This window comes from Halobacillus sp. K22 (assembly GCF_052246795.1).
GTDB lineage: Bacteria > Bacillota > Bacilli > Bacillales > Halobacillaceae > Halobacillus.
The window spans coordinates 95,069-121,182 of the sequence record NZ_JBQQCN010000007.1 but is presented as its reverse complement, the minus strand read 5'-3'; the positions used below and the strand labels follow the sequence as shown (position 1 = coordinate 121,182).

The window sequence follows — 26,114 nt, the reverse complement described above, 5'->3', positions numbered from 1 at the left end:
TCCCTGGAGACAGATTCAATTTTCGCTTGTTATACATCCGCTTATACCTCTCCTGAATAAAGGGTTTTCTTTAATAATTTTTATAAGTTTCTGTAAAACCTCCCTTTTGTTTTATAGTTAAGCTTCCTGTTGCGTGAGATTTGTTTTTTCGCTTGGTGCGGAACCATTCTTGCAAGAGCATATAAAAAAGTCTTCTCCACAGGTGAAGAAGACTTCATTCTAATAAACAATAAAAAATAATATTCCAATCAGTAAAAAAACAGCTGCAACAACCATTAATACTTTTGCTAAGGTTTCCATGATCTCGCCCCTTATATGATATTCGCTCCAATTACATATGAAAGACCCACCGAGATGATGAAAGACATAAAGCCAACGGCACGGTTGTCTGTGGCAATTTCCTCGTCAATTTTAAAGGAAGGCGTCAAGAATTCATAGATAAAATAACCGGATAATAGAAGAATAAACCCAAACAGCCCCCAGCCCATAGTCTGGAGAAGCGAATCATTGTGTTCAATGGAAAAGCGAAAGATATTGGCAATCCCGAATATCTTCCCGCCCGTAGCCATTGCTACAGCAAGGTTTCCATTTTTTATTTCCTTCCAATTATTATATGAAGTGACGATTTCAAAAACAGCCATAAAGACAACCAAACATAAGATGACAACACTGTAGCGAGCGGCTGTCTCAATTAACGTATATTCCCAAAAGTCAGTCATATCTTAACGCTCCCTTTATAATCTACTAGCTAAGCTCCAGCACAGTAACTCCGCTGCCGCCTTCATTCATGCCACCTGCTCGGTGACTTGTTATATTCCGGTGGTTCTTGGCATAGTTTTGTACCGCGGTTCTCAATGCTCCCGTTCCTTTTCCATGTATAATAGAGACGGTTGGGTAACCTGCCAGTACTGCGTCATCAATATACTTTTCAAGTCTATTTAGGGCGTCTTCATACCGCTCGCCACGTAAATCAAGCTCTGTTTTCACATGGTAGCCTTTTCCTTTAACTGTAGCCATCGGTTTTTCTTTATAAGGCTGCTCCGCCTTAATGAACTCCAGGTCCTTTCTTTTGGCTTTAACTTTCATTACACCTACTTGAACCTGGTATTCGTTTTTTCCAGTCTGTTCCACAATCGTCCCATTCTGATTTAGAGTAAGCAGTTTTACTTCGTCTCCAGATTTTAATTCTCTTACTTCTTTTGGAGATTCTGGTTTTGGCTCTTTTTTCTTTTTAGCAAGTTCGGGTTGAGCTTCGTCGAACATCTTCCTTGCTTCAATCCATTCATGTTCTTTCATACCAGCCTGTGACTTCATATTCCTGATCTCGCCGACAATAGCCTCCGCTTCTTCTCGAGCCTGACGAATTGCTTTTTCTGCTTTTTCTTCAGCTTTTTCATAAAGAGCCTCGCGTTTTTGTTCGAACTGTGTCCACTTATTCTTCAACTCGTTGCGTAAATCTTCCGCTTCCTGCAGCAAACGTTCAGCTTCTGCATAATCCTGCTCTGCTCCCCGCTTTGATTCTTCAAGCGAGGCAATCATGTTCTCTACACTTTGAGAGTCAACTCCGATTTTCTGCTGGGCAGAGGTGATTACGGACTCATTTAATCCAAGCTTACGCGAAATTTCAAATGCATTACTGCGCCCAGGCACGCCAATTAATAATCGGTAGGTAGGCTTTAACGTCTGGATATCAAATTCAACTGAAGCATTGATCACACCTTCACGGTTATAGCCATAAGCTTTTAATTCAGGATAGTGAGTCGTGGCAATTACACAAGCATTCCTATTTACTACTTCATCTAATATGGACATTGCAAGTGCGGCACCTTCCTGTGGGTCAGTACCCGCTCCTAACTCATCAAATAAAACAAGTGTTTTGTCATCCACGTGCTTTAAAATATCGACAATATTAGTCATATGAGAGGAGAAAGTAGATAAGCTCTGCTCGATGGATTGCTCATCCCCTATATCAGCATAAACCTCTTCAAACACAGCCATCTCACACCCATCCAGAGCAGGAATCTGAAGACCTGACTGAGCCATAAGTGTGCATAGACCTACCAATTTTAAAGTGACGGTCTTCCCGCCGGTATTGGGACCGGTAATAACGATAGAGGTATAATCCTCCCCAATTTCTATATCATTGGGGACCACTTCTTCCTCACCAATTAAGGGATGTCTTGCCTGAAGCATCTTAATGCGCCCTTCATCGTTCATGGAAGGCATAGAGGCTTTCATTTGCTTACCGAGCTTCGCGCGAGCGAACATAAAATCTATGTTTCCTAAGCGGGTTACATTCTCATATAATGCAGAATGATTTTCCGCAATCTCCTCAGACAACTCCTTCAAAATCTTTTCAATTTCGTGCTTTTCCTGAACTCGAGCTTCTTGGAGCTGGTTATTCAGGTCTACGACTGATTGGGGTTCGATGAAGAGTGTAGCTCCGGACGAAGACTGATCATGCACAATACCTCCGATCGACCCCCGGTATTCCTGTTTTACTGGTAATACATACCGCTCATTTCTAATGGTTACAATCGCATCCGATAACATCTTAGTCTTGGACTTAGTAAATGAATCCATTTTATCACGTACCCGACTCTCATAAGTCCGGACCCGAGAGCGAATGGTTCTAAGCTTATCCGAGGCTCCGTCCATAACATTTCCATGCTCATCAATACAACTTCGAATCAACTGCTCTAATTCCTTAAGAGGTATAATCCCAGTCACTATTTCCCTGAGTATAGGCATGTCAGGTTCTTCGGCTTCTTCAATAAAACGTTTCAACTGACGTCCGCCATATATGGTACTTGCCACGTCCAGGCACTCTAATGCACTTAATATACCACCAATAGTTGTTCTTTTTAAACTCGGTTTAATATCAAAAATACCACCTAGCGGTACATGTCCTTTTAACCGGAGCACTTGAGCCGCTTCATCTGTTTCCATCTGCCATTCTTTTACTACCTCCAGGTCCGAGGATGGTTTTAAAGCAGCAGTTTTTTCTTTACCTAATGAGGAGGCTGCATGTTCACTTAATTGATCAATAATTTTTTTAAATTCTAAAACATGAAGGATTCGCTGGTTCATGTAGATCCGTCTCCTTTATAACAACTATCAAATACCGAACTTACTCATAAGCTGCTTTTTTGTCCAAGTATTTACTACCGTTTCTTTCCTGAGCCATCCTTTTCGGGCTGCGCCAATTCCCACTTCCATATGTGCTAACATAGGGTAACTGTGAGCATCCGTATTTATAGCTATGTTCACGCCTCCTTCTTGGGCTTTCATTAACCATTCCCAGTTTAAGTCCAGCCTGTTAGGGTTGGCGTTCAATTCTAAAATGGTTCCCGTGCGCTTGGCTCCGCTGATCAATTCATCTAAATTTACGTTGTAACCTTTTCTCTTTCCTATTAAGCGGCCCGTTGGGTGAGCAATCATATCAACGTGAGGGTTCTCCAAAGCTGTATTCAGTCTCTTCATTATCTTTTCTTCAGACTGATTGAAACTAGAATGAATGGACGCGATGACAAAATCCATCTCTTTTAGAAACTCATCATTAAAATCCAGGGACCCATCTGGGAGGATATCCATTTCTATACCTGCAAATATATGAAAATTCTCCATCGCTTCATTAACTTTATTAATTTCCTCACGCTGTTTGCGTAAACGCTCTTCATTAAGACCATTGGCTACTCGTAAGTACTTAGAGTGATCAGTTATGGCGATAAAATCATAGCCTTTATTTTTTGCACGTTCGGCCATTTCCTTAATGGACTGCGCGCCATCACTCCATGTCGAGTGCATATGCAGATCACCGCGGATATCACTCATTTCGACTAACTCTACCGGTTCCTTATACTTCTCTACTTCCCCATAATTCTCTCTGACCTCTGGCGGAATGTAGTGCAGTCCAAAATGGTTAAAGAAGTCCTCTTCCGTTTCAAAAGTTTTAACTTCACCTGTTTCGGCGTTTTCAATGCCATATTCATTTATCTTTTCACCTTGCTGCTTGGCAAGCTGTCTCATCGAAACATTATGGTCCTTAGAACCGGTAAAGTGGTGGAGAGTGGTCGCAAACTCCTCAGGCGCAACAATACGGAAATCAATTCCAATATCATAACCTTCATTTACAACGATGGAAACTTTTGTCTCTCCCGAAGCCACTATCTCTTTAATATCGGGATAATCAAGAAGTTCGTCTCTTGTCTCCGCCGGGTTTTCCGAGACCAGGATAAAATCAATATCCTTGATTGTCTCCCTCATGCGCCGAAGACTGCCAGCTCGCGAATAGCGTATTACAGTTTTTGCATTTTGAAGAAAACCTTCTATTTTATCAGCTAGAGTCAGCATTAAAGCAATCGGCAGGCGTTCTGGACGGGTATTTGCTTCTTCTAAAGCCTTCTTTATCTTTTCAGCAGACTTCTTTCCAAATCCCTCCAACTCTTCAACTTCCCCTTTTTCTACTGCTGTCTTTAACGTTTCCGCATCAATAATACCTAATTCCTGATACAACTTTGCTAATTTCTTTCCACCAAGTCCAGGCAGGTCAAGTAATGGAACCAGCCCTTCAGGAACTTCTGCTTGTAATTGTTTTAATGTATCAGATTCACCATTTTCAATAAACTCATGAATAACAGATGCTGTAGATTTTCCAATCCCTTTCATCTTTGTAAAGTCTTCAATTTCACTCAATGAGTGGTCATCGCTCTCCAAAGCCTGAGCAGCTTTGCGATAAGCAGATATTTTAAAAGGATTCTCACCTTTCAACTCAAGATATACAGCAATCTTATCCAGTAACTTGATTACTTGCTTTTTATCAACAGCCATATGTTATCGTCTCCTCTAATAGATGATTATACTGTACATTTTCCTCATATACATAAGAAAAAACCGCTATGATCATAATCACAGCGGCTTAGTCTACCCATATCTACATTATCATCAGTCAGCCACGTGTTCGATCCATAATGTTTTCAATTGTTCGGAAAACACTGGAGTGTGTTCAATGATGAACTGAGCTAAGAACGAACGATCCAGTGCATTCTGTACCATTTCCAGGGGAACTAATGCCGCGAAATACAGTAAGACAAAAAGCAGAATATAGTTCTCTATGAATCCAAGAATACCTCCCAATAATGTGTTCAAGGAACTCAGAATTGGAAGCTCGGCAACAAAATCCAACATGGATGCGATGATATGTATAATGATTTTTACTCCAAAAAACAAAATAGCAAAAGCTACCGCATTATAGAACGCTTGTTCCAATGGCATGTTCTCCACAAAAACGGCCCAGGATGAATCAGCGGGCAATTCCGGGTATGGAACCCAGAGAGTAAGCTTGGGAGATAAGTCGTCGTAGTACATAGCCGCTACTACGAAAGAAACAATAAACCCGATCAGATGGAATAGCTGCAGGATAAATCCTCTTTTCAGGCCAATTAGAATTCCAATTATTAATATAAAAAACAATAGTAAGTCAATCATCGTTGTGGTCGTCCTTTTCCTCTTTCTTTTCTATATAATCCATCAGTTCCGTGCATTCTTCTTTTAACTTTATATATTCATTCATCGTATTAACAGCAGTCAAAACGGCGAGCTTAGCCGTATCCAGACTTGGATTTGCTTCGTGAATTTCACGCATTTTCTGATCCACTAAGCTGGATACCATACGGATATGATGGGGTTCTTCATGACCAACTATAGTGTAAGACCGCTTATTGATCTCCACTGTAATTCTTTTCTTGTCTTGGTCCGATTGTGCCACGTCCATACCCCCTAGTTTCTCAATCCTAAATTTAATAGTAACATGAAGATATTGAATTAGGAAACCAATATGGATCTAATTTGCAAATGTTCTATTTTCGAATGGGTTTTGCTATACTGTTGTTACCATTTTTGTTCACAGAAAGGAATTAAACATGCCACAAGTTGTCCTAAAATTACCAGCTTCCACACTGGAAAAAATGAAAAAACACTATCTCTCTCAACTGAAAAATCCGCCGCAAAATGCCATTTTTGCTGCCAAAACCAATGCTTGCACGATTACAGCCTATCGTTCCGGTAAAGTTCTTTTTCAAGGTAGAAGCCCTGAATCTGAGTCCGAGCAATGGGGGAAACCTGACTCCGGTTCGCTTAAATCTAATAGTAGTTCTAAACAGCCACATGCCTTTCATCCTCCCCAGAGCTTATTTACTAGTTCTCATATCGGCTCTGATGAAGCTGGTACCGGTGATTACTTCGGACCGATCACGGTTGCAGCAGCTTATGTTACTAAAGAGCAAGTACCTGCGCTAAAAGCCCTTGGGGTTAAGGACTCTAAGCATTTAAGTGACAGGCAAATCAGGGACTTGGCTAAAAGCATTGTCGAGTTAAAAATTCCCTACAGCCTTTTGCGGCTTCCTAATAATAAATATAATCAATGGCAGCGCAAGGGCTGGTCCCAAGGTAAAATGAAAACAATTCTCCATCATCAGGCGCTGGACAAGTTATTAGAAAAGATATCCCCTGAGAAACCCGATGGAATTCTGATTGATCAATTTTCACAGCCTGAGGTTTACCAGAAGCATTTACGTAGTGAAAAATTACATTTACAGCCCAATGTTTATTTTATGACAAAAGCCGAAAGTCACTCGATTGCTGTTGCTGCAGGGTCCATTATCGCCCGGTCGGCTTTTGTTAAAGCAATGGATCAACTAGAAATGGATACAGGACTTTCCATCCCTAAAGGTGCCTCTGCAAAAGTTGATCAGGCCGCCGCTCAAGTCATCAAACACTATGGTGAAGATAAGCTTGAAGAGATAGCAAAAGTGCATTTTGCCAATACCCAAAAGGCTAAAAAGTGGTAGAAGTATAAAACAGGTGTCCCGGATCTGCCGGGACACCTGTTTATTTTTATCCACGAAGTTCAGCTTCGTGCTTATCTTTAACTGCTGTTAAAATTTTGTCGTGCGCTTCTTCAACTTCCTGGTCTTTCAAAGTACGATGAGGATCTAAATATAAAAGGTTGAACGCCAGGGATTTCTTCCCTTCTGGTAAATGATCGCCTTGATATACGTCAAATACCCGTATATCCTTAACCAGTGGAGCTCCTGCCTCAGAAATTGTATCAGCAATAGCGGCAGAGGTGATCTGTTCATCTACCACTAGCGCAATGTCCCTTGAGACAGATGGATAGCGCGGAATTGCCTGGAACGCTTCCTCTTTAGTATATTGAGTAAATAATTCTTCAGCATTTAAGTCGAAAACATACGTATCCTTCAAACCAAGTTCTTTTTGAAGCTTAGGATGAACTTGTCCGATAAAACCAACTTCTTTATCACCTGATTTTACTAGTGCCGTGCGTCCTGGGTGCATATGAGGAAGTTTGGTTTTTTCATAGGTGAATGACAGATCAAGCTGTGCACTCAACCCTTCAACAATACCTTTCACTACATAAAAGTCTACTTCTTTTTTCTCCTGCTGCCAGGGATGTGAGATCCAAGTGCCTGTTAAAGCCCCGGATGCTCTTAGAATTTCATTAGGCTGTCTCGTTACTTCTTCCTCATTACTTACAAATACGGTCCCCACTTCATAATAAGATAGATCCTTCTGCTTACGGGCCACATTATAAGATAAGGATTGCAATAATTCGGGCAGCATGCTGAGCCGCAGATGACTGTGGTCTTCACTCATCGGCATAGCAAGAGCAACCGGAGATTTCGCCTGTCGTTTAATTTCCGGACTAACAAGCATCTGAGAACGTTCTATTGGTGTTAAAGAATACGTAATCGTTTCATGCAGTCCGGCTCCTTCGAAGTAAGATTTCACTTTTCGTTTGAGCTGCTGCTCAAGTGTTAACCCTCCTGCTTGAGAAGATCCTTGTGGAAGTGTATAGGGAAGGTTATCATACCCGAAAATACGAGCTACTTCTTCCAGCATATCTTCAAAAAGTTCAATATCCCCACGGCGGGTTGGAATTTTTACAACAAAATGTTCACCATTCTGTTCATAGGAAAACTGAAGGCGGCGCAGGATATCAGCAATCTCTTCATTAGTGATTGAAGTTCCAAGTCGTTCATTAATTACAGTCGTTTCCATAGAAACCGTTTTTTCAGAACGATCCAGTTGATCTACGCTTACTGTTCCTGATAAAACTGTGCCGCCAGCATACTTGGCCAGCAGCTCGCAGGCACGCTTTCCTGCACGCTCTACGCGGTTTGGATCGACACCTTTCTCAAAGCGGTTGCTTGACTCACTTCTTAGTCCATGATCCTTGGAAGCCTGCCGCACGACTGATGGATCAAAATAAGCCGCTTCTAAAATCAATGTTTCCGTATCTCCCTGAACTTCCGACTTCGCACCACCCATAACCCCGGCGATCGCATGAGCCTCTTTACCGTTTGTTATAACCAAGTGGTGGTTCTTCAGTTCACGATTTTGGTTATCTAATGTTGTAATCACTTCTCCGTCTTCAGCTCGTCTTGTTACAACCTTGTCCGAGCCGAAACGATCGTAATCAAAAGCATGAAGCGGCTGACCGTATTCGAGCAGCACATAGTTCGTTATATCCACCACATTATTGATAGGACGAATTCCCGCAGCCGTTAAGCGATTCCTCATCCATAGAGGAGATGAGCCTACTTTTATATCTTTAATGATGAAAGCCCCATAATAAGGGTTTGCCTCTTTGTCTTCTACCTCTACAGAAATGAAATTCTCCGCAGATTCATTAGAGGATGGAACATCTTCCTCTTTCAGTTTATAGGAACCATCGATAGCGGCAGCCACTTCATAAGCTACTCCAACCATGCTCAGGGCATCAGATCGGTTTGGTGTTAAACCAAGTTCTATTATCTTATCATCTAAATTCAACAGAGAAAGAGCGTCCGCTCCTGTTTCAACATCTTCAGGGAAAACGAAAATACCATCAGCAAATTCTTTCGGCACGTCTTTTTCGTCTATACCCAGCTCCTGAAGAGAACAAATCATGCCATTTGACTCTTCCCCACGGAGCTTAGTTCTCTTAATTTTGAAGTTACCTGGAAGCACAGATCCAGGTTTAGCAACAGCTACTTGCTGCCCTTCTGCAATATTCGGAGCACCACAGACGATTTGCAGGATTTCCTCTCCTACATCAACCTGGCAAAGAGATAGTTTGTCAGCATTTGGATGTTGTACACAGGACTGCACATGTCCAACAACTACGCCGGACACGCCTTCTGCAACAGGTGTCACACTTTCCACTTCGATTCCTGTTTTCGTGATGATTTCAGCTAACTCTTCGGTTGAATAGCTGCTAATATCGATTAATTCTTGCAACCAATTTGATGATACAAGCATTGATTTTCTCCTCCTTTACGCTTTGTGATATTGTTCTAAGAATCGGATGTCATTGGTATAGAAATTTCTAATATCGTCTACTCCATATTTCAACATTGCAATTCGCTCAGGTCCCATCCCAAACGCGAATCCAGAGTACTCTTTTGGATCATAACCTGCCATTTCCAATACATTCGGATGAACCATACCTGCACCTAATATTTCGATCCAGCCAGTTCCTTTACAGACGGAACACCCTTTCCCTTCACACACTTTACAAGAAATATCCATCTCTACAGACGGTTCCGTAAATGGGAAAAAACTTGGACGAAGTCTTATATCGCGCTCTGCTCCAAACATTTGCTTGGCAAAGGCATTTAAAACCCCTTTCAGATCACTCATGCGGACATTCTTATCAACTAGAAGGCCTTCTAACTGAGTAAATTGGTGAGAATGGGTCGCATCATCTGTATCCCTGCGGTAAACTTTACCTGGGCAGATCATCTTAACTGGTTCATTTCCGTCTTTCTGCCCCATTGTACGTGCTTGGACTGGTGAGGTATGGGTACGCAGAAGCAGCTCTTCTGTAATATAGAAAGAATCCTGCATATCACGGGCCGGATGCCCTTTAGGTAAGTTCAATGCTTCAAAGTTATAATAATCGGTTTCCACTTCAGGACCTTCTTTTATTTCAAAGCCCATGCCGATAAATAAATCTTCAATTTCTTCCACAATACTTGTAAGTAAGTGAGGACCACCTACACGAACGGGGCGTCCTGGTAAAGTCACGTCAATGCTTTCTGACTCTAATTGTTTTTCAAGTTCTTCATCTTCCAGACGAGTCTGCTTCGTATCAATCGCAGCGGCTATACTTTCTCTTACTTCATTTGCCAGCTGACCAATTACGGGACGTTCTTCCTTTGATAATTTCCCCATGCCGCGAAGCACCTCAGTAATAGGGCCTTTTTTTCCTAAGTACTCTACCCGAACGTCTTTCAGGTTTTGCACGTTTTCGGATTTATTTACTTTTTGCAGAGCTTCCTGCTTCAACTCTTCTAAACGCTCTTTCATCGAATATGTCCTCCTTTAATAAAAATAAAAAAGTCCCGTCCCAAAAAAAGGGACGAGACTTGCCATGGTCGTTTCGCGGTACCACCCTTGTTGACACCTGTAGTGCCCACCTCAGATTGAATAACGGAATAAATTCCGGACCACATAGAGTGATCAGCTCCAGAGTGAAAATTCAGTAGTTGTCACGATAAAAGCACTTCCAGTCTAAGGTGCTTCCTCCCTAAAATCGATTCCCAATTACCTACTTGCCTCTTTCTACGCTTTTTATTATATAACTGCTTATATATTATAGAGAATGAAAAAGCAGGATGCAACCCTACCCTTTCATATGGTACATCAATACAGCTGCTGCTATAGAAACATTTAATGATTCCGCTTCTCCGTAAATTGGAATATAGACCAGCTGATCTGCTAAATCCAGAAAGTCCTGAGAAATCCCCTGTCCTTCATTGCCTACAATAAGAGCTGCTTTCTCTTGAGGCCGGAGTTCTTGAAAAGGAGTAGAATTTTGCAACGTAGAGGCCCATATGGAGGTACCACTGCTTTTTAATTTCCCAATATATTTCTCCAGATCACCTGTAAAGTGAGGAATATGGAAAAGAGACCCCTGAGTGGCACGAATAACTTTATCATTATAAGGATCGACTGTACCCGTCCCCAAAATTATATGGTCAAATCCAGCAGCATCTGCCGTCCGTATTAAAGTTCCCAGGTTGCCAGGGTCCTGTACAGCATCCACTAGTAATGTTAAGGACGCAGGGGCATACTCCCATACCTTCTGTCCTACTACTGCCGCGATTCCCTGAGGCGTTTCTGTCTCAGAGATGGCTGAAAATACTTGGTTGCTTACGGTTGTACACTTCACATGTTCAGGTACTGAAAAATTCACGTCTTCACTGAGTATGAATTCAAAAACAGGCCAATCGCTTTTCAGCGCTTCTTCTACTAAGTGATAACCTTCGACAAGAAAACGCTCTTCTCTATTGCGGTATTTTCTTTTATGTAACTTTTTCCACTCTTTAACCTGTGAATTTTGAATGGATGTAATCATTGTCTTCCCTCATTTGTTCGTCTATTTCTAACTAATCATACATAGGTTTATCCTGTTTGGTCAAACTAAGAGGGAAACTTTCATGAGGATAATTTATAATAAAGGAGGATCCCGTAAAAATGAATCTTAACTTAAGACAAGCGATTCTTTCTAATGTAACTGGGCACAACTCAGAACAATTGGAAGCCACGATTGATGATGCCATGCAAAAAGGCGAAGAAAAGATGCTTCCTGGTCTAGGCGTCTTCTTTGAGATGCTTTGGAAAGAGTCAGATGAACAAGAGAAACAGGAAATATTAAATACATTAGAGCAGAGCTTAAAAGAACCTACTGCTTAATTTTTTTAAATGCATGTATAACAAAGACCAGCCACAATGGACTGGTCTTCTTTTTCTTTTATTTGAAAGTAATCTCCTGAACTTTATCTGCATCAAGTTCTTTAATGACTTCTACAATCAAATTAACCGCATTTTCGAAGTCATCACGGTGAAGCATAGCTGCATGAGAATGAATGTAACGAGTCGCAATTGTAATTGACAAAGCAGGTACTCCGTCGTGACTTAAGTGGATAGCTCCTGAATCTGTACCACCACCTGCAAGGGAATCAAATTGATAAGGGATTTTATTCTTATCAGCTGTATCCGTAACAAAGTCACGCAGACCCTTATGAGAAATCATGGACGCATCATATAGAATGATTTGAGGTCCATCTCCCATTTTACTTGAGGCATCCTTATCGGACACCCCCGGGGTATCGCCTGCAATACCTACGTCTACACCAAAAGCGATATCTGGATTAATTAAGTTCGCAGCAGTACGGGCACCTCTAAGCCCCACTTCTTCCTGTACCGTACCTACACCATAAACCACGTTCGGATGCTTTTCGCCTTTCAGACGCTTTAGAACCTCTATAGCAATAGCACAGCCAATTCGATTATCCCACGCTTTTGCCAGCAGCATTTTTTCATTTTTCATTTGGGTAAATTCAAAATATGGGACCACAGAGTCCCCGGGTTTCACACCAAATTCTTCAGCCTCTTCCCGGCTTGAAGCACCGATATCGATAAACATATCTTTAATTTCTACTGGTTTTTTGCGCTGTTCAGCAGGTAGAATGTGCGGAGGCTTTGAGCCAATAACGCCTGTCAAGTCTCCATTTCTTGTCATGAGCGTTACACGCTGGGCAAGCATTACCTGACTCCACCAGCCGCCCACGGTTTGGAAATAAACGTAACCGTGATCATCGATACGGGTAACCATAAAGCCAACCTCATCCAAATGGCCTGCAACCATGACACTAGGACCTTTTTTATCTCCTGTTTTCTTAGCAATTAAGCTGCCAAGGTTATCCGTAAATACCTCATCAGCGAAGGGAGTAATGTACCTTTTCATTACTTCACGAGCTTCCCTTTCATTTCCCGGCACACCCTTGGCATCAGTAAGATCTTTCAGCATTGTCAACGTTTCATCTTTTTTAGCCATATGTAATAATTCCTCCTTTTTATTTCCAAGTGTTATTATATATCTTTTTAAGCGATTTCACAAAAAATTGCGTCTCTTCGGGCTTAATATCCCTGGTCCTGCCGCTCAAAGTTCACTTCATTTTTAGCATGGTAAGCCCGGACGAGCTCAGCTTCGCTAAACCCTAGCGTCTCTCCTAAGCTAAGATAGCCGCCAAATAATTCCTTATAATTATTCTCATTTGTGTGGTTACGAAACTGTTCTATCAGGGAATACACCGCTAGAAAAGCACCTGTTTGTGATGTGAACGGGGTAACGGGCTGAGACTCATAACGGTGACCAAGATCTAACCCTAAAGACAATATAAAATGAAGACCATCAATATATTCTTCTAAGATGACTTCTTTCGTACTGGCTTGCTTGGTACTCCAGAATTTGAAACAGCGTGTTTCGTTTGCCAATTCACCTAATTCCACTTGAAGAGCCAGAAGCTTTTCTTTTATCTTTTCTGAGTTTTTCAATTGATGTTGAGTTTCAATATAATGATCGAGCTTTTCCTGCATAAGGTATAAAGCTTCCCAATTCATAAGATCTGACTCCTTCCCAATAAGCGTATCTTTAATAAATGTATCATTTTTTGAAACAAAACGACACTTCTAAACGTATATAAACTACTAACCCACGAACAGGGAGACGATAAGTATGATAATAATCCTTTTCCGTATATTATTACTAATTGCCATAGCGTTCATCCTATACACCGCTTACAAATTTGCCGTTAATCCAAGAAGGAAGCTGGAACTAGCACGTGAAAAACAGGAATTCTTCTTTCATGATAATAAAGAGAACACAAAAGAAAACTTTCTTATGACTTACAAAGGGTTTGTATTTGAAGGGGAGAAATATTTAGGCACTACGGAGCATTCCTTTGAAGTGGTAACGATTAACGTCAGTACCCATGAGCCCGAAAGGCTTCAAGGACTTGATCGCGAAGATATTTATTTTCTAGAGCAGGAAATCCTCATACGCTATCCTTACGCCTCCATTGAATGGAAATATCCCATGAATCGTTTGATTATTCATCCTTTAAATGACAATTATTAAAAAGAGGCTGCTCCGAAAGATATGGAGCAGCCTCTTTTTTATGGAGCAGGATGAAAAAAATCTTTCCAAACAAAAACCTCAAATTTTTTACGGATCGAAAAACTTACAATGAGTAAAAAAATCGAGAAAATCACCATCATTGGAATGGACAAAACTGAAATCCATTGGCCCATGGACGTGTAGACCACAGCTAAGGGAAAGTTTGCAAACAGGGATGACTTTGCATACTCTTTGAAATCCGCACTGATTTCCAATAAACAATAGGATAGTAAATGGAAATGTATAAACGGTATTAAGCGAAGAACTGCTACTTGCTTAACAGTTAAATGGGCATTTTTTTTCATCCACTTTTCCTTCAGTCCTCGCAGCCTTTTTAACCCGAATGGAACCAAACGAATAGTCCGATAAAAAAGAAGGCTTGATAACATGGTACCAATTACGGAGTAAGCAGTACCCGCAATTGGACCAAACCATACCCCTCCAGTGATGCAGACAAGCATTACTGGTAGAAATAGAAAAGGCCGTAATAAATGAATACCTATGAATAAGAGCGGTGCCCAGGCTTCTTGTTGTTCGATCCATGTCAGGATTGCAGAAGATGTCTCGCCCATTCAATCCCCCTCCCTAACTACATCTTATGAGAAACTTATAAGGGGTAGAACTGAACGAATCCGTACACGAGCAGTCCTGCTTGAAGCAAAGCAAGTACAGGCAGACCAAAGGCAAAGAAATGATGTTTGGTTTTATGATGGAATAAACGCATACCTGCCCAGCCTCCGAATGCCCCACCCAGAATAGCTGTGATCCATATGGTTTGCTCAGAGACCCTCCACTGGCCTTTCACTGATTTTCGTTTATCCCACCACATAAGATAGAGACAGATAAGAGACATGAGGATTACACTTATAACTGTAAACCCAAATACTATTTTCATTGATTTTCCCGCCTTATAAAAAAAGCCATTTCCAGGCGATCGGAAATGGCTTTTTAAAACAATTAAATTGTAAGACTCAAGCGCATTTACGCTTTAAAGACTTATTTAAGTGCAGATTTAGCCTGCTCCGCAAGATTTGCAAATCCTTGCTCATCACTAACAGCAAGATCGGCAAGCATTTTACGGTTTACTTCAACACCAGCAAGCTTTAAACCGTGCATTAGACGGCTGTAAGAAATGTCGTTCGTACGTGCTGCCGCGTTAATACGTGCGATCCATAGTCTGCGGAAATCACGCTTTTTCTGACGACGGTCACGGTACGCATACTGACCTGATTTCATTACTTGTTGTTTTGCTTGTTTGAACAAAGCATGTTTTGAACCATAATAACCTTTTGCTAGTTTAAGGACACGATTACGACGCTGACGTGTCACTGTTCCACCTTTTACTCGTGGCATGGGAATCCCTCCTATTTATTCGTTCTGTTATTAATCTTTTGGAAGCATGTGCTTGATACGACGGTAGTCTCCAGCAGAAACTAGTGTATCTTTACGAAGTTTACGCTTCTGTTTTGTAGACTTATTTGCGAACAAGTGGCTAGTGAATGCGTGAGAACGTTTCACTTTACCTGTACCTGTTTTTTTGAAACGTTTTTGAGAACCTTTATGGGTTTTCATTTTTGGCATGTGAATTTCCTCCTTTTACTTTTTGCAGTTTCTTACTTCTCGTTCAGAGGAGAAAGCATTAGAAACATACTGCGACCTTCCATTTTAGGCTTGGTCTCAACTTGGGCAATATCTTTGCACTCTTCAGCTACGCGCTCCAGTACATTTTGGCCAAGTTCTTTGTGTGTGATCGCACGGCCGCGGAAGCGGACAGATGCTTTCACTTTATCGCCTTTACTCAAGAATTTACGAGCATTACGAAGCTTCGTATTGAAATCATGCTCTTCAATATTCGGGCTTAGACGAATTTCCTTCACCTTGATAATGGTTTGCTTTTTGCGAGCCTCTTTTTCTTTCTTCTGCTGCTCAAAGCGATACTTCCCGTAGTCCATCACTCGGCAAACCGGCGGCTTAGCGTTAGGAGCTACCATAACTAGATCAAGATTTGCGTTAGCCGCAATATCTAATGCTTCGTTACGGGATTTTACTCCAAGCTGCTCACCGTTTACATCGATTAGGCGAACTTCACGGGCACGAATTTTCTCATTAACATTCATGTTATCTTTGCTAATATTGAGCCACCTCCAACATATTTAGAAAACTTCTATTAGATCTGTCATCGACAAGAATTTTCAACATAAAAAAAGTGTCGGCACACATACTGCACCCACACGTCTCCTAAGAAAACAAAGGAAATAATAACCTGCCAACTGCTTAAAGCGTCGATCAGGTGAGAAGCGGGTGCTTCTACTTGTCTCTAGATCCGTTCATTAAGTTACCTAAACTATAATAGCATGCCTTTTGAGTAATGTCAACAAGTCCTTTTGTTCCTTTACCTACACTTTTAATAGCTTAAAGGATCCTGAATTAAAAATCAAGATCGGAATTACTAACTAATGATTAATGAACACGGGGGACGCCCGTGTTCATTACTTATTTCCTTAACAGTTTCTGGTCAATCTCATTTTTAATTTCCTCTTTAAACTTGTCCACTGATTTTGTAGCTGAATCCTGTTCTCCGTATCGTCGTACATTAACCGCATGGTCTTCAATTTCCCGATCTCCGACGACCAGTTGGAAAGGTACTTTCTGAATCTGCGCTTCTCTTATTTTGTAACCAATTTTTTCATTCCGTTCGTCTACTTCAACGCGGATGCCTGCCTCTCTTAACTCATCTTCTAATTTTTTAGCGTAGTCCAGATGAGCATCAGCTGAAACCGGAATAATTTTTGCCTGTACAGGGGCTAGCCAAGTAGGGAATGCTCCTTTATATTCTTCGATTAGAAAAGCGACAAAACGCTCCATCGTTGAAACGACACCACGGTGGATAACAACAGGACGGTGGTCGTTTCCATCCTCTCCGACATAAGTTAAATCGAATCGCTCAGGTAAATGGAAGTCGAGTTGGATCGTAGATAACGTTTCATCCTTCCCAAGCGCCGTCTTCACTTGTACGTCGAGTTTAGGACCATAAAAAGCGGCCTCCCCTTCGGCTTCCACGTATTCAAGCTGCATATCTTCCATTGTTTCCTTCAGCATGTCCTGAGCTTTATTCCACATTTCATCATTATCCACATACTTTTCTTTATCCTCAGGATCCCGGTAAGACAGTCGGAAGTAATAATCATTAATTCCAAAGTCGTGGTAAACCTCCTGGACAAGTCGGACAACTCGCTTAAACTCATCCTTCAACTGATCTGGGCGGGCAAAGATATGAGCATCATTCAAAGTCATGGCTCTCACGCGCTGCAGACCAGCTAGAGCTCCTGACATTTCGTGGCGGTGCATAGTCCCGAGTTCCGCAATCCTTACCGGCAGATTACGATAGCTGTATAATTGATTCTTATAGACCATCATATGGTGGGGGCAGTTCATAGGACGAAGTACAAGGTCCTCATTGTCCATTTCCATGACTGGGAACATATCATCCTGGTAGTGATCCCAGTGACCGCTTGTCTTATATAGATCCACACTGCCAAGGACAGGTGTATATACGTGGGCGTAGCCTAGACGCTCTTCTGTATCAACAATGTACCTTTCTATGGTACGTCTGATTGTCGCTCCTTTTGGCAGCCACATAGGCAGTCCCTGTCCCACTTTTTGATTAACTGTAAATATTTCGAGCTCCTTGCCCAACTTACGGTGATCCCGCTCTTTGGCTTCTTCTAATAAGTGCAGATATTCTTCTAGTTGGTCCTTCTTTTCAAATGCTGTACCATAGATACGCTGAAGCATTTTATTATCACTATTTCCGCGCCAGTAAGCTCCTGAAATACTTAACAGTTTGAAAACCTTAATTTTACTAGTTTGAGGAACATGGACTCCTCGGCAAAGATCAAAAAACTCTCCTTGCTTATAAATCGTAACCTGTTCTCCTTCTGGAATATCATCTATTAATTCAAGTTTCAGGTCATCCCCGATTTGGCGGAACTTCTCTTTAGCTTCCTCACGTGAAAGCTCAATTCGCTCTACTTCCAGGTTTTCATCTACTATCTTCTGCATTTCTTTTTCAATTTTCGGCAAGTCTTCTGGTGTAATGGATTCTTCCATGTCGATATCGTAATAAAACCCATTTTCAATAACGGGACCTACACCTAGTTTGACATTACCATAAAGGCGCTTAACCGCTTGAGCCATTAGATGTGCTGAAGAGTGCCTCAGCACTTCTAAACCTTCCGGGTTTTTATACGTAAGTATTTCAATCATTCCATCTTCTTCAATTGGACGTCTTAAATCGAAAGGTTCCCCATCCAACTTTACTGCCAGCGCTTGTTTTTTCAAGCCTGGTGAGATAGAATGAGCAATTTCTTCTCCAGTGGTGCCGCGCTCATACTCTTTGATATTACCATCTGGAAATTTAATATTTATTGCATTGGCCATCATAAACACTCCTTTTTACTATACTAAAAAACGCCCGTCCCGTAGCTTTCTCAGCTAAGGGACGAGCGTTATTACTCGTGGTTCCACCCAAAATTTCCGCATTCCATGCGGCTTCATTCATCCTTAACGGGGATAAGGCGCTGCCAACTACTACAAAAGGTTCGTAAGCAAAGCTCAAAGGTGGTAAATACTGAAGTCGTCAAGGAGGAGCTTTCAGCCGGTGGCCCCCTTCTCTAATCAAGCGTCACTTCGTATTGTTGTCCTTATCATCGCTGATTATTTAAATATGTAGGTATTATATCCATTATTCCAATGGAAATCAAGAGATTTCAAAAGGAAATTCTGATATAGGCTTCCAGCTGGCCTTCTCTTCAAAGATACTCATCAATAATTCCAGTTCTGAATCACTTGCTTTATCTGAATAAATGATGAGCTGATCGGGAGCGTGTACAAGAGCGGGAGTGATGGTCCACCGAAGCGGAAGATCGTTAATGGAATCATCGGGATACTGCCTTCTATAGAGCAGGGTCTCGGATTCACTTAATGGGTTGCCCTCATCATGAAAGTAATGAAGGGAACCATTTTCTAACAGATGTAAAAGTTGGATGCCAGTATCCTTATGGTGTACGCGGCTTCTCCAAGAATCCAAAAGCAGTTGAAAAGACTCTTCTTGTTTATATTCATCAATTAATAGACCCGTATATTCGAGCACGGTGCTATGAAGGTCCTCTAAACAGTATGCACTTAACCCATCAAAATCCACATTTCTATCTTTACTTACATACTTCTGAATAGCAGTCCTCAAATTCAAATTAACAGCCGGAAGGTTCAGACCTCTTGGAGGCTTATCCTCAAATTCACGCGCAATCTCCAAGATCCGCTGAATTTCTTCCTGATCCTCATAATAGTAACGATGTTTTAAAACGCCTTCTATCCAGCCCAGCCATTTTCTTTCTCTAATTACCACTATAAGCCCTTCTACAGCTTCCTTATAATACAGCCAGCCAATTGAAGAATCTGCTTCTCCCAATACTACAAAATGACGCTTGTATTTTTTAAGAAACCAGTACTTCTGTTTATGATCGACGGCTTTTAAAAAACTAACTGCCTCTGCCCGTTTGGAAAAATGTACACAAAACAATAGTATTCCCCCTAATTCCCGACTTCCTACCGAACTATATCATGTGGCTTCAAGCCTTTAATAAGCAAGAAGCAGAATAAGCATTAAAGGTCTGACTCCAAGAATGAGTTTGTCCTTTTCCATCTTATATTTATGTCTCAGTGTCATAAATCATGATACAGATCCTTAAAAATTAAAGGGGTTATTCTCTACGGTTGCGTCCGTCAACTTTTACTTCCTGGCTGAGCTGCTTTATTCTTTCTGTAATCCTTTTCGCTTTCACCTGTTCTACATCACCACGATTGCTCAGCATAAGTACTTTCTCCAGTTCTCCCAGGCTGTAATTTGAAGTAAAAAACACCGGCAGACGCTCCATCATACGATAATGTAAAATAGAGCCTAATACTTCATCTCTAAACCATGCGGATTGAGATTCTGCTCCGATGTCGTCCAGCATAAGCACGGGCGTCTCTTTGAATGCTTCAATCTTCTCATTCATGGAATCATCTTTAATTGAAGCTTTAATTTCTCTTACAAATTCAGGCATGTAAATGATCATCGATGGAATATTTTTATCGCTCAGTTCATTGGCAATAGCTCCGAGAAAGTATGTCTTACCAACTCCAAACGGTCCATGAAAGTATAACCCTTTACTTGGCAGCTCTTCATTTAAATTTTCAATATAGCGAACCGTTTTTTCCACCGCACTGCCCCGGTCTGGATCCTCGAGGTCAAGTCTGGATAAACTTGCTTCTAAAATTTCCCTTGGCATGTGTAAGCTTTTCACGAGAGATTTCTGCTTTTGCTGTTCTTCTAACTTTCTCTGCCGACGGCACTTATCATAAGCTAATTTAACTTCACTGCCCTCCACTTCAGCACGAGGCACATAACCAGGAAGTATATTAATACACTCCTCCCGTGAAGGGCATTTCTCACAGTCTTTAGATTGAGATTGGTATTCATATAACTTAATTAATTGTTTTTCAACGGCATCTTCTGTCAAAGATGAATGATTTCTGATTAATTCTGACACTTCCTCTGACCGGACAACCTCTTCTTTCATACGATTCATTCGTTCCTGGAACTGTTTATGATCGCGCATCCATTTTTTTAATGATCTTTGAATCGGTTCCATGACTCTTCTCACACCTTATTATCAGTTTCCTTTATTCGTCAGCCTTTTAATTCTCTCTGCGATCTCATCCGTATTCACAGCTGAATCCTGATGGGTTTGTTCATTCTTATTATCCTTCTGGTTGAACCAAGCCGGAATAACTTCATCATGTTTACTTTTCCGTTTATAATTTTTCTGATTGCCCCACTGCTGATATTTCTGGTGTTCCGCTTTTGCCAAGTTCATGGCTTGTCTGACAGTGGTCACATTCTTTCTTGTCCAATGACCGGCAATCTTCTCCATGTAGGCTTTTGATAATTTCATGTCGGTTTTCAACATAACGTAATGAACAAGCACATTCATGACTCCAGGTGAGAGACCTTGTTCTGTCATTACATCACGAATCAACTTTAAGTCCTGGTCAGAGGCTTTATTTCCTCCTGAAAGATCCTCAAGCAATTCACGCGGTGAAATCTGTTCCAGCATATCAATAAACTGGTCCCCTTTACTCTTTGATTTGCTCGAGCCAGATACTGCTTTTTCCCTTTGGTCAATATGATTAAAGTTTCGGCTTGACGGCTTTTCTTTCATAAAATCGTGACAGGCAGCTTTTAACTCTTCGGCTACTAAGCGGTGATCTTCATCAATTGCCCAGGTAACGGCTTTTTCGATGTCCAGCAAGCTCAAATTATAGAGAGAAGCCAGCTGGGTGATCAATCGTTTATTGGTCCCTGTTAATATTTTATCACTAGGATACATTCGTTTTATTAAGGCATCATGAAGCCAATCGAAATCCACAAAGTCCTCTTTCAGAAAAGGCCCTCCGTTCTTCCTAGAATAACTTTCTGTCTGCTTCTCATTGGCTTCAGATCTTGCCGCTTCAATCGTTTGAGAATGGAAGACTTCTCCAAATGTAGCTGTTACTTCGTCAAGCCCTTCTACTGCAAATTCCTGCCTAACAAGACGTCTTTTCAGCTGTTCATATTTTTCTGACCCCAGCTCATGATATAAGAGCATAGCGAGCATGTTATCAAGAAAAAAGTCCTCCGGTGCAAATGGCGGGTGAAGCCTGTATAAATATTCCGTCTGCTTTTCATTGGTTGAAGAACGATAAGTTTGCAGAAGACCGATAGCCTCAAGCTTCTTTCTAGCTTCATATATTTTATCCAAAGGCACAGACAAATACGACATTAAGGTGTGATGGGTTTGAATTTCGCCAGAAGGAGCCATGTCATATTCGGATAAAAATACTTGATATAAAGAAACAGCTAATTGACCAACAATTGGCTGATAAAGATGAGTCAGTGAACGATCAGCACTTACAGGAAGTTCTCCGCACTTAGATAAACGAAATCCATCCACTGGCAGAAGCTTTCCTACAGAATTGTTCACGTCAACACCTCCGATCTTTCATTGAAATAGAAAATGAGCCACGCCAGGCTCATTCTTCATCCTCGTGTTTAATTAAATCTTTCAGTTCATCTATAAATACATTGATATCTTTAAATTGTCTGTAAACCGAGGCAAATCGAACGTAAGCTACTTCATCAATATCTGCTAAACGTTCCATAACCATTTCTCCTATATCTTTACTCATCACTTCAGAAACACCGCGGTTTCTTAATTCCTTCTCGATATCAAGAGTCACACTCTCTAATTCTTCCGCAGCCACTGGACGCTTTTCGCAGGCCCTGATCAACCCGCGCATCAGTTTTTCTCGGCTGAACTCTTCCCGGGTGCCCTCTTTTTTTACAACAATCAAAGGAACCTCTTCAATCCTTTCAAAAGTAGTAAAACGGAAGTCACATTGTTCACATTCTCTTCTTCTTCGAATTGACTGTCCTTCTTCAATTGGTCTAGAATCAAGGACTTTTGTACTTTTATAGTGGCAATTCGGACACTTCAAATTCGATCAACTCCACATAGTCTTCATTTCATTGGAATTCTTACGATGGATCCACCCTAGTAAATTGCCCATCCAATTTCTCATAGAGATTCACAATTAGATTACGGCTGAACCCAAGATCTACAGGCCCTCCCGAGTCAGTTGTGACAGAAAAGTCTACAGCTATCCGAAAAGGACGCACCATAATAATGGTAGCCACTACAAAAGCACGCCTCTTCCCTTTATATTTTACTGTAACTTCCCCACGCTCTTTAGACACGGCAACAATTTCTGAAGGGGAGGGAAACAAGGACTCCACTGCACGAATAAGCTCCTCATGCTTAGCATTGTAGTAATGGGTAACAAGCTTCTCATCTTTATGCTGCTCACTGGTTTCTGAATGATTACTAAAATATCTGGATATAAACGCTTTCACTTACCTAACCCCTTCATTCCATTCGACATTGACTTCCTACATTTTAACACGATTCTACAAAATAAGAAATGGAAACCCTAAGGAAGGAAGCGGGGCACTATGACGTTCAAGACAAACTCTAGTATTCAAAAAAGCCACACAGATACACTCTGTGTGGCTTTTACCTGTACAATTATAAAGCACGAGACTGTTCCACTTCCACAGGGCCCATTCCTCTTGGAACTTCCACTGTTTCATTGCGCCCTGCTTCTAAAGCTTCCACTATAAAATGTGCTGCAACATTAGGGTCGATACGATCTCCGCATGTATAAACATCAATACTTGCATACCCATGTTCAGGAAAGCTGTGAATCGTCAAGTGAGACTCAGAAATAATGACTACTCCGCTAACGCCGTGAGGAGCGAATTTATGAAAAGCAACTTCTCTCACTTCTGCCCCTGCTTTTAAAGCGGCGTCGACAAAAACTTGTTCTATATACGACATATCATTCAATTTTCCTTCATTACAATCCCATAGTTCAGCAATTACATGTCTTCCCATTGTATCCATAATTAGGATCCCCCTTTGTACATTAACTTCTTCTCCTTCTAAAAAACAGTCATGCACTACCACGGGGGAAAGTTAGTCCTGAGAGGTCCTAACCCTTTGAGTAGAGATGAAATGGATTGAAATTCAGAAGGTCAAAAAGAAGTATATACGTTATACCCCCATTTTGCAAGATTTATTTTTAAAGGGCCACTTCACATAATTTGTGTTAATGAGAATGCCTGTAAAATAATACCTTACACGATGGTCCTATTATAAGATACTTTTGGGGTAATTGGCTACTAAGAAACTCGAGCTTCTTTTTCTTGCTTCATGACATTTCCTACATATTTGGCAAGGTCCACGACACGGCAGGAATATCCCCACTCATTATCGTACCAGGCTAATACCTTTACTTTGCGATTCTCAATCACCTGAGTAGACAGAGCATCAATAATTGCAGAAGAAGGAGAAGTTGTATAATCAATGGATACCAAAGGTTCTTCGTTATACTCTATTATACCTTTCATTTCTCTTGCAGCCATTGTAGAAAACGACTGATTTACTTCTTCGGCCGTTACGTTCCTTTTTAAATCCACGACTAAATCCACTAATGAAACGTTTGGTGTAGGAACTCTTAAAGCCATGCCATTTAGTTTTCCTTTCAAACTAGGAATAACTTCCCCGAGGGCTCTCGCAGCTCCTGTAGAAGTCGGTATAATGGATTGAGTACATCCTCGCGCTCTTCGTAAATCTTTATGGGGATTATCTAGGTTTTTCTGGTCGTTTGTAAAGGAATGGACAGTGGTCATCAGTCCATTTTCTATTCCAAACTCATCTTCCAATACTTTAACTACAGGAGCGAGACAGTTGGTCGTGCACGAAGCATTGGAGATCACATGGTGCTGTTCCGGGAGATAAGTTTCTTCGTTTACTCCCATAACTATCGTTGCATCAACTTGCTTGCCAGGAGCTGTAATGATTACTTTTTTGGCCCCAGCTTCTATATGCAAAGAGGCTTCATCTTTAGTTCTGAACTTACCGGTAGCCTCAATGACGATATCAACCCCCAGACGATCCCAGGGCAATTCCAGAGGATTTCGTGTGGAACACATCACAATTTTTTTACCATTTACTTCCAACCCGCCAGCTGCCGCTCTTATTTCTCCATCGAACCGACCGTGTACACTATCGTATTTCAACATATGAGCTATAGTTTCTGGAGGATAACTTGCGTTAACCGCTACTAGTTCAATTGAATCATCTGTTGCAGCTTTTCTAAACACCATTCTCCCAATTCTACCTAAGCCATTTATAGCGATCTTTGTTTTCCCCATGCTCCAGCCCCCTATATATATGATATACTTAAAATTCGTTTTTTCAGAAATAGTATAACATATTGTAAGCGCTTTTTCAGTTAAACCATGATATTTTTTAAAAGTAGGTTACTCTAAAAATAACGGGCGAATTTTTCACGTTACGTAGTTCTTCTTACTTTAGCAAAAATGGTCGAGTTTAATACGGGATACTATTAATGATTTTTCAGATTTCCTAACCATCCTTTTACAAAAGACCAGGATTTTCTTATTTCATAAAAAGGTGCAATTGTATGGTCGACTAGCTCTGTTAAATCTCAGTGCTGGTTTTACAAATATACTTCCGATTGTGTAAGAATGGTTTCGTTCAATTCATCTAGAAAATAGGACGCTGGAAACGAGTCTCTTTCCTAGGGAAGAAGTAAACCGAATCGCGCCCATGGGCTAAAACTGAGCCTTCCAGATAACGGCCTTATAGTAAGATTCTTATGAACTACCAACCATAATAGTTAACAGGGCCTTTCGAATAAAGAATGTAAAGAAACCAGCGTTTTTCAACTACCAGGGTGCGACCTATGCTTAAAACCAGCCTTTCAACAGGCCTAAATAAATAAACACGTCAAAACTAAAAAAGTCCTGACGTGTTACTATACGATATTCCACTGATGAAGTATGTCTTTTAATTGTTGAAAGCTTTCATCCACCGTTCCATTATTATCAATTACGGCATCCGCCATTTTTGCTTTTTCCGCAATCGAGATTTGGGCTTGGATTCTTTCTTCGGCTTCTTCACGTTCTGATTGGTCCCTTTCCATCAGCCGCTTAAGTTGTGTCTTTTCATCTACATAGACCACCACTACCTGGTCTACGTAACTGGTAAGCTTACTTTCAAAGAGCAAGGGAATATCTAGCACGACGGCTGGATATTTGTTTTCCTTGTATGAGTCTCTCCGTTCCAGCATTTCCTGTCTTACTTGCGGATGAACAATGGAGTTTAATTGTTGTCTCTTTTCTTCATCCGAAAAAATAATTTTCCCCAGCCGCTTTCGGTCAATCGTCCGGTCATCCTGCAGAATTTGAAAACCGAAAGCCTCAACAATTTTGTTATAGGCAGGCTCGCCCGGTTCTACAACTTCTCTAGATAGTTGATCTGCATCCACAACCGGAATGTTAAACTCTGAAAACATTTGAGAAACCGTACTTTTACCGCTGGCAATACTTCCGGTCAGTCCAATAACAACAGTCAAATTG

General features: G+C 41.1%; 27 protein-coding genes and 1 other annotated feature. Of the genes, 3 read left to right on the top strand and 24 right to left on the bottom strand.

Translation table 11 applies throughout. From position 1 onward, the window contains the following. Positions 1–311 precede the first annotated feature (311 nt). The 5 genes from ACTWPM_RS07570 to zapA form a co-directional block, all read right to left on the bottom strand. Positions 312–719, bottom strand: coding sequence for a DUF350 domain-containing protein (locus ACTWPM_RS07570; RefSeq protein WP_443132455.1), 408 nt, complete (start codon positions 717–719; stop codon positions 312–314). A gap of 25 nt (positions 720–744) precedes the next feature. Further along, positions 745–3,090: an endonuclease MutS2 gene (locus tag ACTWPM_RS07565; RefSeq protein WP_443132454.1), complete on the bottom strand. Its 2,346-nt coding sequence runs from the start codon at positions 3,088–3,090 to the stop codon at positions 745–747. 27 nt (positions 3,091–3,117) lie between these two features. After that, the gene (gene polX / locus ACTWPM_RS07560; protein WP_443132453.1) at positions 3,118–4,830 is read right to left on the bottom strand and encodes a DNA polymerase/3'-5' exonuclease PolX; all 1,713 of its coding nucleotides are present in this window, start codon (positions 4,828–4,830) and stop codon (positions 3,118–3,120) included. Between the two features lie 114 nt (positions 4,831–4,944). Further along, entirely contained in the window at positions 4,945–5,487 is a 543-nt protein-coding gene (locus ACTWPM_RS07555; RefSeq protein ID WP_443132452.1) for a CvpA family protein, read from the bottom strand. Continuing rightward, positions 5,480–5,773 (bottom strand): cell division protein ZapA, encoded by a 294-nt coding sequence (gene zapA / locus ACTWPM_RS07550; RefSeq protein WP_443132451.1) that lies wholly within the window; start codon positions 5,771–5,773, stop codon positions 5,480–5,482. The genes ACTWPM_RS07555 and zapA overlap by 8 nt, the downstream gene beginning before the upstream one ends. A gap of 148 nt (positions 5,774–5,921) precedes the next feature. Here zapA and rnhC point away from each other — a divergent pair, with 148 nt between their 5' ends. Beyond that, positions 5,922–6,848, top strand: a complete 927-nt coding sequence (gene rnhC / locus ACTWPM_RS07545) for a ribonuclease HIII (RefSeq protein WP_443132450.1) — start codon at positions 5,922–5,924, stop codon at positions 6,846–6,848. A 46-nt stretch (positions 6,849–6,894) separates the two neighbouring features. On the opposite strand, the gene pheT is transcribed toward rnhC, so the two are convergent. From pheT to ACTWPM_RS07530, 3 genes are all read right to left on the bottom strand, one after another. Beyond that, positions 6,895–9,321 (bottom strand): phenylalanine--tRNA ligase subunit beta, encoded by a 2,427-nt coding sequence (pheT, locus tag ACTWPM_RS07540; protein WP_443132449.1) that lies wholly within the window; start codon positions 9,319–9,321, stop codon positions 6,895–6,897. A 15-nt stretch (positions 9,322–9,336) separates the two neighbouring features. Then, complete coding sequence (gene pheS / locus ACTWPM_RS07535) at positions 9,337–10,371, bottom strand: phenylalanine--tRNA ligase subunit alpha (protein ID WP_443132448.1); 1,035 nt, start codon at positions 10,369–10,371, stop codon at positions 9,337–9,339. Between the two features lie 316 nt (positions 10,372–10,687). Beyond that, a complete protein-coding gene (locus ACTWPM_RS07530; RefSeq protein ID WP_443132447.1) occupies positions 10,688–11,422 on the bottom strand; it encodes a TrmH family RNA methyltransferase in 735 nt (244 codons plus the stop codon). A gap of 119 nt (positions 11,423–11,541) precedes the next feature. Between ACTWPM_RS07530 and sspI the strand changes: the two genes are divergently transcribed. Further along, positions 11,542–11,760 (top strand): small acid-soluble spore protein SspI, encoded by a 219-nt coding sequence (sspI, locus tag ACTWPM_RS07525; RefSeq protein WP_224892962.1) that lies wholly within the window; start codon positions 11,542–11,544, stop codon positions 11,758–11,760. A gap of 58 nt (positions 11,761–11,818) precedes the next feature. On the opposite strand, the gene ACTWPM_RS07520 is transcribed toward sspI, so the two are convergent. Together ACTWPM_RS07520 and ACTWPM_RS07515 are read right to left on the bottom strand one after the other, a co-directional pair. Then, complete coding sequence (locus ACTWPM_RS07520) at positions 11,819–12,904, bottom strand: M42 family metallopeptidase (RefSeq protein WP_443132446.1); 1,086 nt, start codon at positions 12,902–12,904, stop codon at positions 11,819–11,821. Between the two features lie 83 nt (positions 12,905–12,987). After that, complete coding sequence (locus ACTWPM_RS07515) at positions 12,988–13,470, bottom strand: dUTP diphosphatase (protein ID WP_443132445.1); 483 nt, start codon at positions 13,468–13,470, stop codon at positions 12,988–12,990. 115 nt (positions 13,471–13,585) lie between these two features. Between ACTWPM_RS07515 and ACTWPM_RS07510 the strand changes: the two genes are divergently transcribed. Further along, positions 13,586–13,987 carry a sigma-w pathway protein ysdB gene (locus ACTWPM_RS07510; RefSeq protein ID WP_443132444.1) on the top strand — a complete coding sequence of 134 codons (402 nt, stop codon included), beginning with the start codon at positions 13,586–13,588 and terminating at the stop codon, positions 13,985–13,987. Between the two features lie 38 nt (positions 13,988–14,025). Here ACTWPM_RS07510 and ACTWPM_RS07505 read toward each other — a convergent pair whose 3' ends face one another. The 14 genes from ACTWPM_RS07505 to coaE form a co-directional block, all read right to left on the bottom strand. Continuing rightward, positions 14,026–14,598 (bottom strand): TVP38/TMEM64 family protein, encoded by a 573-nt coding sequence (locus ACTWPM_RS07505; RefSeq protein ID WP_443132443.1) that lies wholly within the window; start codon positions 14,596–14,598, stop codon positions 14,026–14,028. Between the two features lie 35 nt (positions 14,599–14,633). Then, positions 14,634–14,921 carry a DUF1294 domain-containing protein gene (locus tag ACTWPM_RS07500; RefSeq protein WP_443132442.1) on the bottom strand — a complete coding sequence of 96 codons (288 nt, stop codon included), beginning with the start codon at positions 14,919–14,921 and terminating at the stop codon, positions 14,634–14,636. Between the two features lie 101 nt (positions 14,922–15,022). After that, positions 15,023–15,379: a 50S ribosomal protein L20 gene (gene rplT, locus ACTWPM_RS07495; RefSeq protein ID WP_443132441.1), complete on the bottom strand. Its 357-nt coding sequence runs from the start codon at positions 15,377–15,379 to the stop codon at positions 15,023–15,025. Positions 15,380–15,409: 30 nt separating this feature from the next. Next, the gene (rpmI, locus tag ACTWPM_RS07490; protein ID WP_014643973.1) at positions 15,410–15,607 is read right to left on the bottom strand and encodes a 50S ribosomal protein L35; all 198 of its coding nucleotides are present in this window, start codon (positions 15,605–15,607) and stop codon (positions 15,410–15,412) included. A 32-nt stretch (positions 15,608–15,639) separates the two neighbouring features. Next, positions 15,640–16,143 (bottom strand): translation initiation factor IF-3, encoded by a 504-nt coding sequence (gene infC / locus ACTWPM_RS07485; protein WP_014643974.1) that lies wholly within the window; start codon positions 16,141–16,143, stop codon positions 15,640–15,642. A 77-nt stretch (positions 16,144–16,220) separates the two neighbouring features. After that, positions 16,221–16,345, bottom strand: a sequence feature (ribosomal protein L20 leader region). Positions 16,346–16,519: 174 nt separating this feature from the next. After that, entirely contained in the window at positions 16,520–18,466 is a 1,947-nt protein-coding gene (gene thrS, locus ACTWPM_RS07480) for a threonine--tRNA ligase (protein ID WP_443132440.1), read from the bottom strand. A gap of 319 nt (positions 18,467–18,785) precedes the next feature. Next, positions 18,786–19,607: a sporulation protein YtxC gene (gene ytxC, locus ACTWPM_RS07475; RefSeq protein WP_443132439.1), complete on the bottom strand. Its 822-nt coding sequence runs from the start codon at positions 19,605–19,607 to the stop codon at positions 18,786–18,788. A 181-nt stretch (positions 19,608–19,788) separates the two neighbouring features. Continuing rightward, positions 19,789–20,721: a primosomal protein DnaI gene (gene dnaI, locus ACTWPM_RS07470; protein ID WP_443132438.1), complete on the bottom strand. Its 933-nt coding sequence runs from the start codon at positions 20,719–20,721 to the stop codon at positions 19,789–19,791. A 21-nt stretch (positions 20,722–20,742) separates the two neighbouring features. After that, positions 20,743–22,092: a replication initiation and membrane attachment family protein gene (locus ACTWPM_RS07465; protein WP_443132437.1), complete on the bottom strand. Its 1,350-nt coding sequence runs from the start codon at positions 22,090–22,092 to the stop codon at positions 20,743–20,745. Positions 22,093–22,141: 49 nt separating this feature from the next. After that, positions 22,142–22,606 (bottom strand): transcriptional regulator NrdR, encoded by a 465-nt coding sequence (nrdR, locus tag ACTWPM_RS07460; protein ID WP_443132436.1) that lies wholly within the window; start codon positions 22,604–22,606, stop codon positions 22,142–22,144. Positions 22,607–22,646: 40 nt separating this feature from the next. Beyond that, entirely contained in the window at positions 22,647–23,021 is a 375-nt protein-coding gene (locus tag ACTWPM_RS07455; RefSeq protein WP_443132435.1) for a cytosolic protein, read from the bottom strand. A gap of 172 nt (positions 23,022–23,193) precedes the next feature. Next, positions 23,194–23,571 (bottom strand): adenosylmethionine decarboxylase, encoded by a 378-nt coding sequence (gene speD, locus ACTWPM_RS07450; RefSeq protein ID WP_014643982.1) that lies wholly within the window; start codon positions 23,569–23,571, stop codon positions 23,194–23,196. Between the two features lie 278 nt (positions 23,572–23,849). After that, complete coding sequence (locus tag ACTWPM_RS07445) at positions 23,850–24,884, bottom strand: glyceraldehyde-3-phosphate dehydrogenase (protein ID WP_443132434.1); 1,035 nt, start codon at positions 24,882–24,884, stop codon at positions 23,850–23,852. Positions 24,885–25,510: 626 nt separating this feature from the next. Then, a complete protein-coding gene (gene coaE / locus ACTWPM_RS07440; protein WP_443132433.1) occupies positions 25,511–26,110 on the bottom strand; it encodes a dephospho-CoA kinase in 600 nt (199 codons plus the stop codon). Between the last annotated feature and the right edge of the window lie 4 nt (positions 26,111–26,114).

Bases quoted from the DNA above. Each gene is read 5' to 3' on its own strand.
- ACTWPM_RS07570 (WP_443132455.1), bottom strand. From the start codon at position 719: ATGACTGACTTTTGGGAATATACGTTAATTGAGACAGCCGCTCGCTAC.
- ACTWPM_RS07565 (WP_443132454.1), bottom strand. From the start codon at position 3,090: ATGAACCAGCGAATCCTTCATGTTTTAGAATTTAAAAAAATTATTGAT.
- polX (WP_443132453.1), bottom strand. From the start codon at position 4,830: ATGGCTGTTGATAAAAAGCAAGTAATCAAGTTACTGGATAAGATTGCT.
- ACTWPM_RS07555 (WP_443132452.1), bottom strand. From the start codon at position 5,487: ATGATTGACTTACTATTGTTTTTTATATTAATAATTGGAATTCTAATT.
- zapA (WP_443132451.1), bottom strand. From the start codon at position 5,773: ATGGACGTGGCACAATCGGACCAAGACAAGAAAAGAATTACAGTGGAG.
- rnhC (WP_443132450.1), top strand. From the start codon at position 5,922: ATGCCACAAGTTGTCCTAAAATTACCAGCTTCCACACTGGAAAAAATG.
- pheT (WP_443132449.1), bottom strand. From the start codon at position 9,321: ATGCTTGTATCATCAAATTGGTTGCAAGAATTAATCGATATTAGCAGC.
- pheS (WP_443132448.1), bottom strand. From the start codon at position 10,371: ATGAAAGAGCGTTTAGAAGAGTTGAAGCAGGAAGCTCTGCAAAAAGTA.
- ACTWPM_RS07530 (WP_443132447.1), bottom strand. From the start codon at position 11,422: ATGATTACATCCATTCAAAATTCACAGGTTAAAGAGTGGAAAAAGTTA.
- sspI (WP_224892962.1), top strand. From the start codon at position 11,542: ATGAATCTTAACTTAAGACAAGCGATTCTTTCTAATGTAACTGGGCAC.
- ACTWPM_RS07520 (WP_443132446.1), bottom strand. From the start codon at position 12,904: ATGGCTAAAAAAGATGAAACGTTGACAATGCTGAAAGATCTTACTGAT.
- ACTWPM_RS07515 (WP_443132445.1), bottom strand. From the start codon at position 13,470: ATGAATTGGGAAGCTTTATACCTTATGCAGGAAAAGCTCGATCATTAT.
- ACTWPM_RS07510 (WP_443132444.1), top strand. From the start codon at position 13,586: ATGATAATAATCCTTTTCCGTATATTATTACTAATTGCCATAGCGTTC.
- ACTWPM_RS07505 (WP_443132443.1), bottom strand. From the start codon at position 14,598: ATGGGCGAGACATCTTCTGCAATCCTGACATGGATCGAACAACAAGAA.
- ACTWPM_RS07500 (WP_443132442.1), bottom strand. From the start codon at position 14,921: ATGAAAATAGTATTTGGGTTTACAGTTATAAGTGTAATCCTCATGTCT.
- rplT (WP_443132441.1), bottom strand. From the start codon at position 15,379: ATGCCACGAGTAAAAGGTGGAACAGTGACACGTCAGCGTCGTAATCGT.
- rpmI (WP_014643973.1), bottom strand. From the start codon at position 15,607: ATGCCAAAAATGAAAACCCATAAAGGTTCTCAAAAACGTTTCAAAAAA.
- infC (WP_014643974.1), bottom strand. From the start codon at position 16,143: ATGAATGTTAATGAGAAAATTCGTGCCCGTGAAGTTCGCCTAATCGAT.
- thrS (WP_443132440.1), bottom strand. From the start codon at position 18,466: ATGGCCAATGCAATAAATATTAAATTTCCAGATGGTAATATCAAAGAG.
- dnaI (WP_443132438.1), bottom strand. From the start codon at position 20,721: ATGGAACCGATTCAAAGATCATTAAAAAAATGGATGCGCGATCATAAA.
- speD (WP_014643982.1), bottom strand. From the start codon at position 23,571: ATGGATACAATGGGAAGACATGTAATTGCTGAACTATGGGATTGTAAT.
- ACTWPM_RS07445 (WP_443132434.1), bottom strand. From the start codon at position 24,884: ATGGGGAAAACAAAGATCGCTATAAATGGCTTAGGTAGAATTGGGAGA.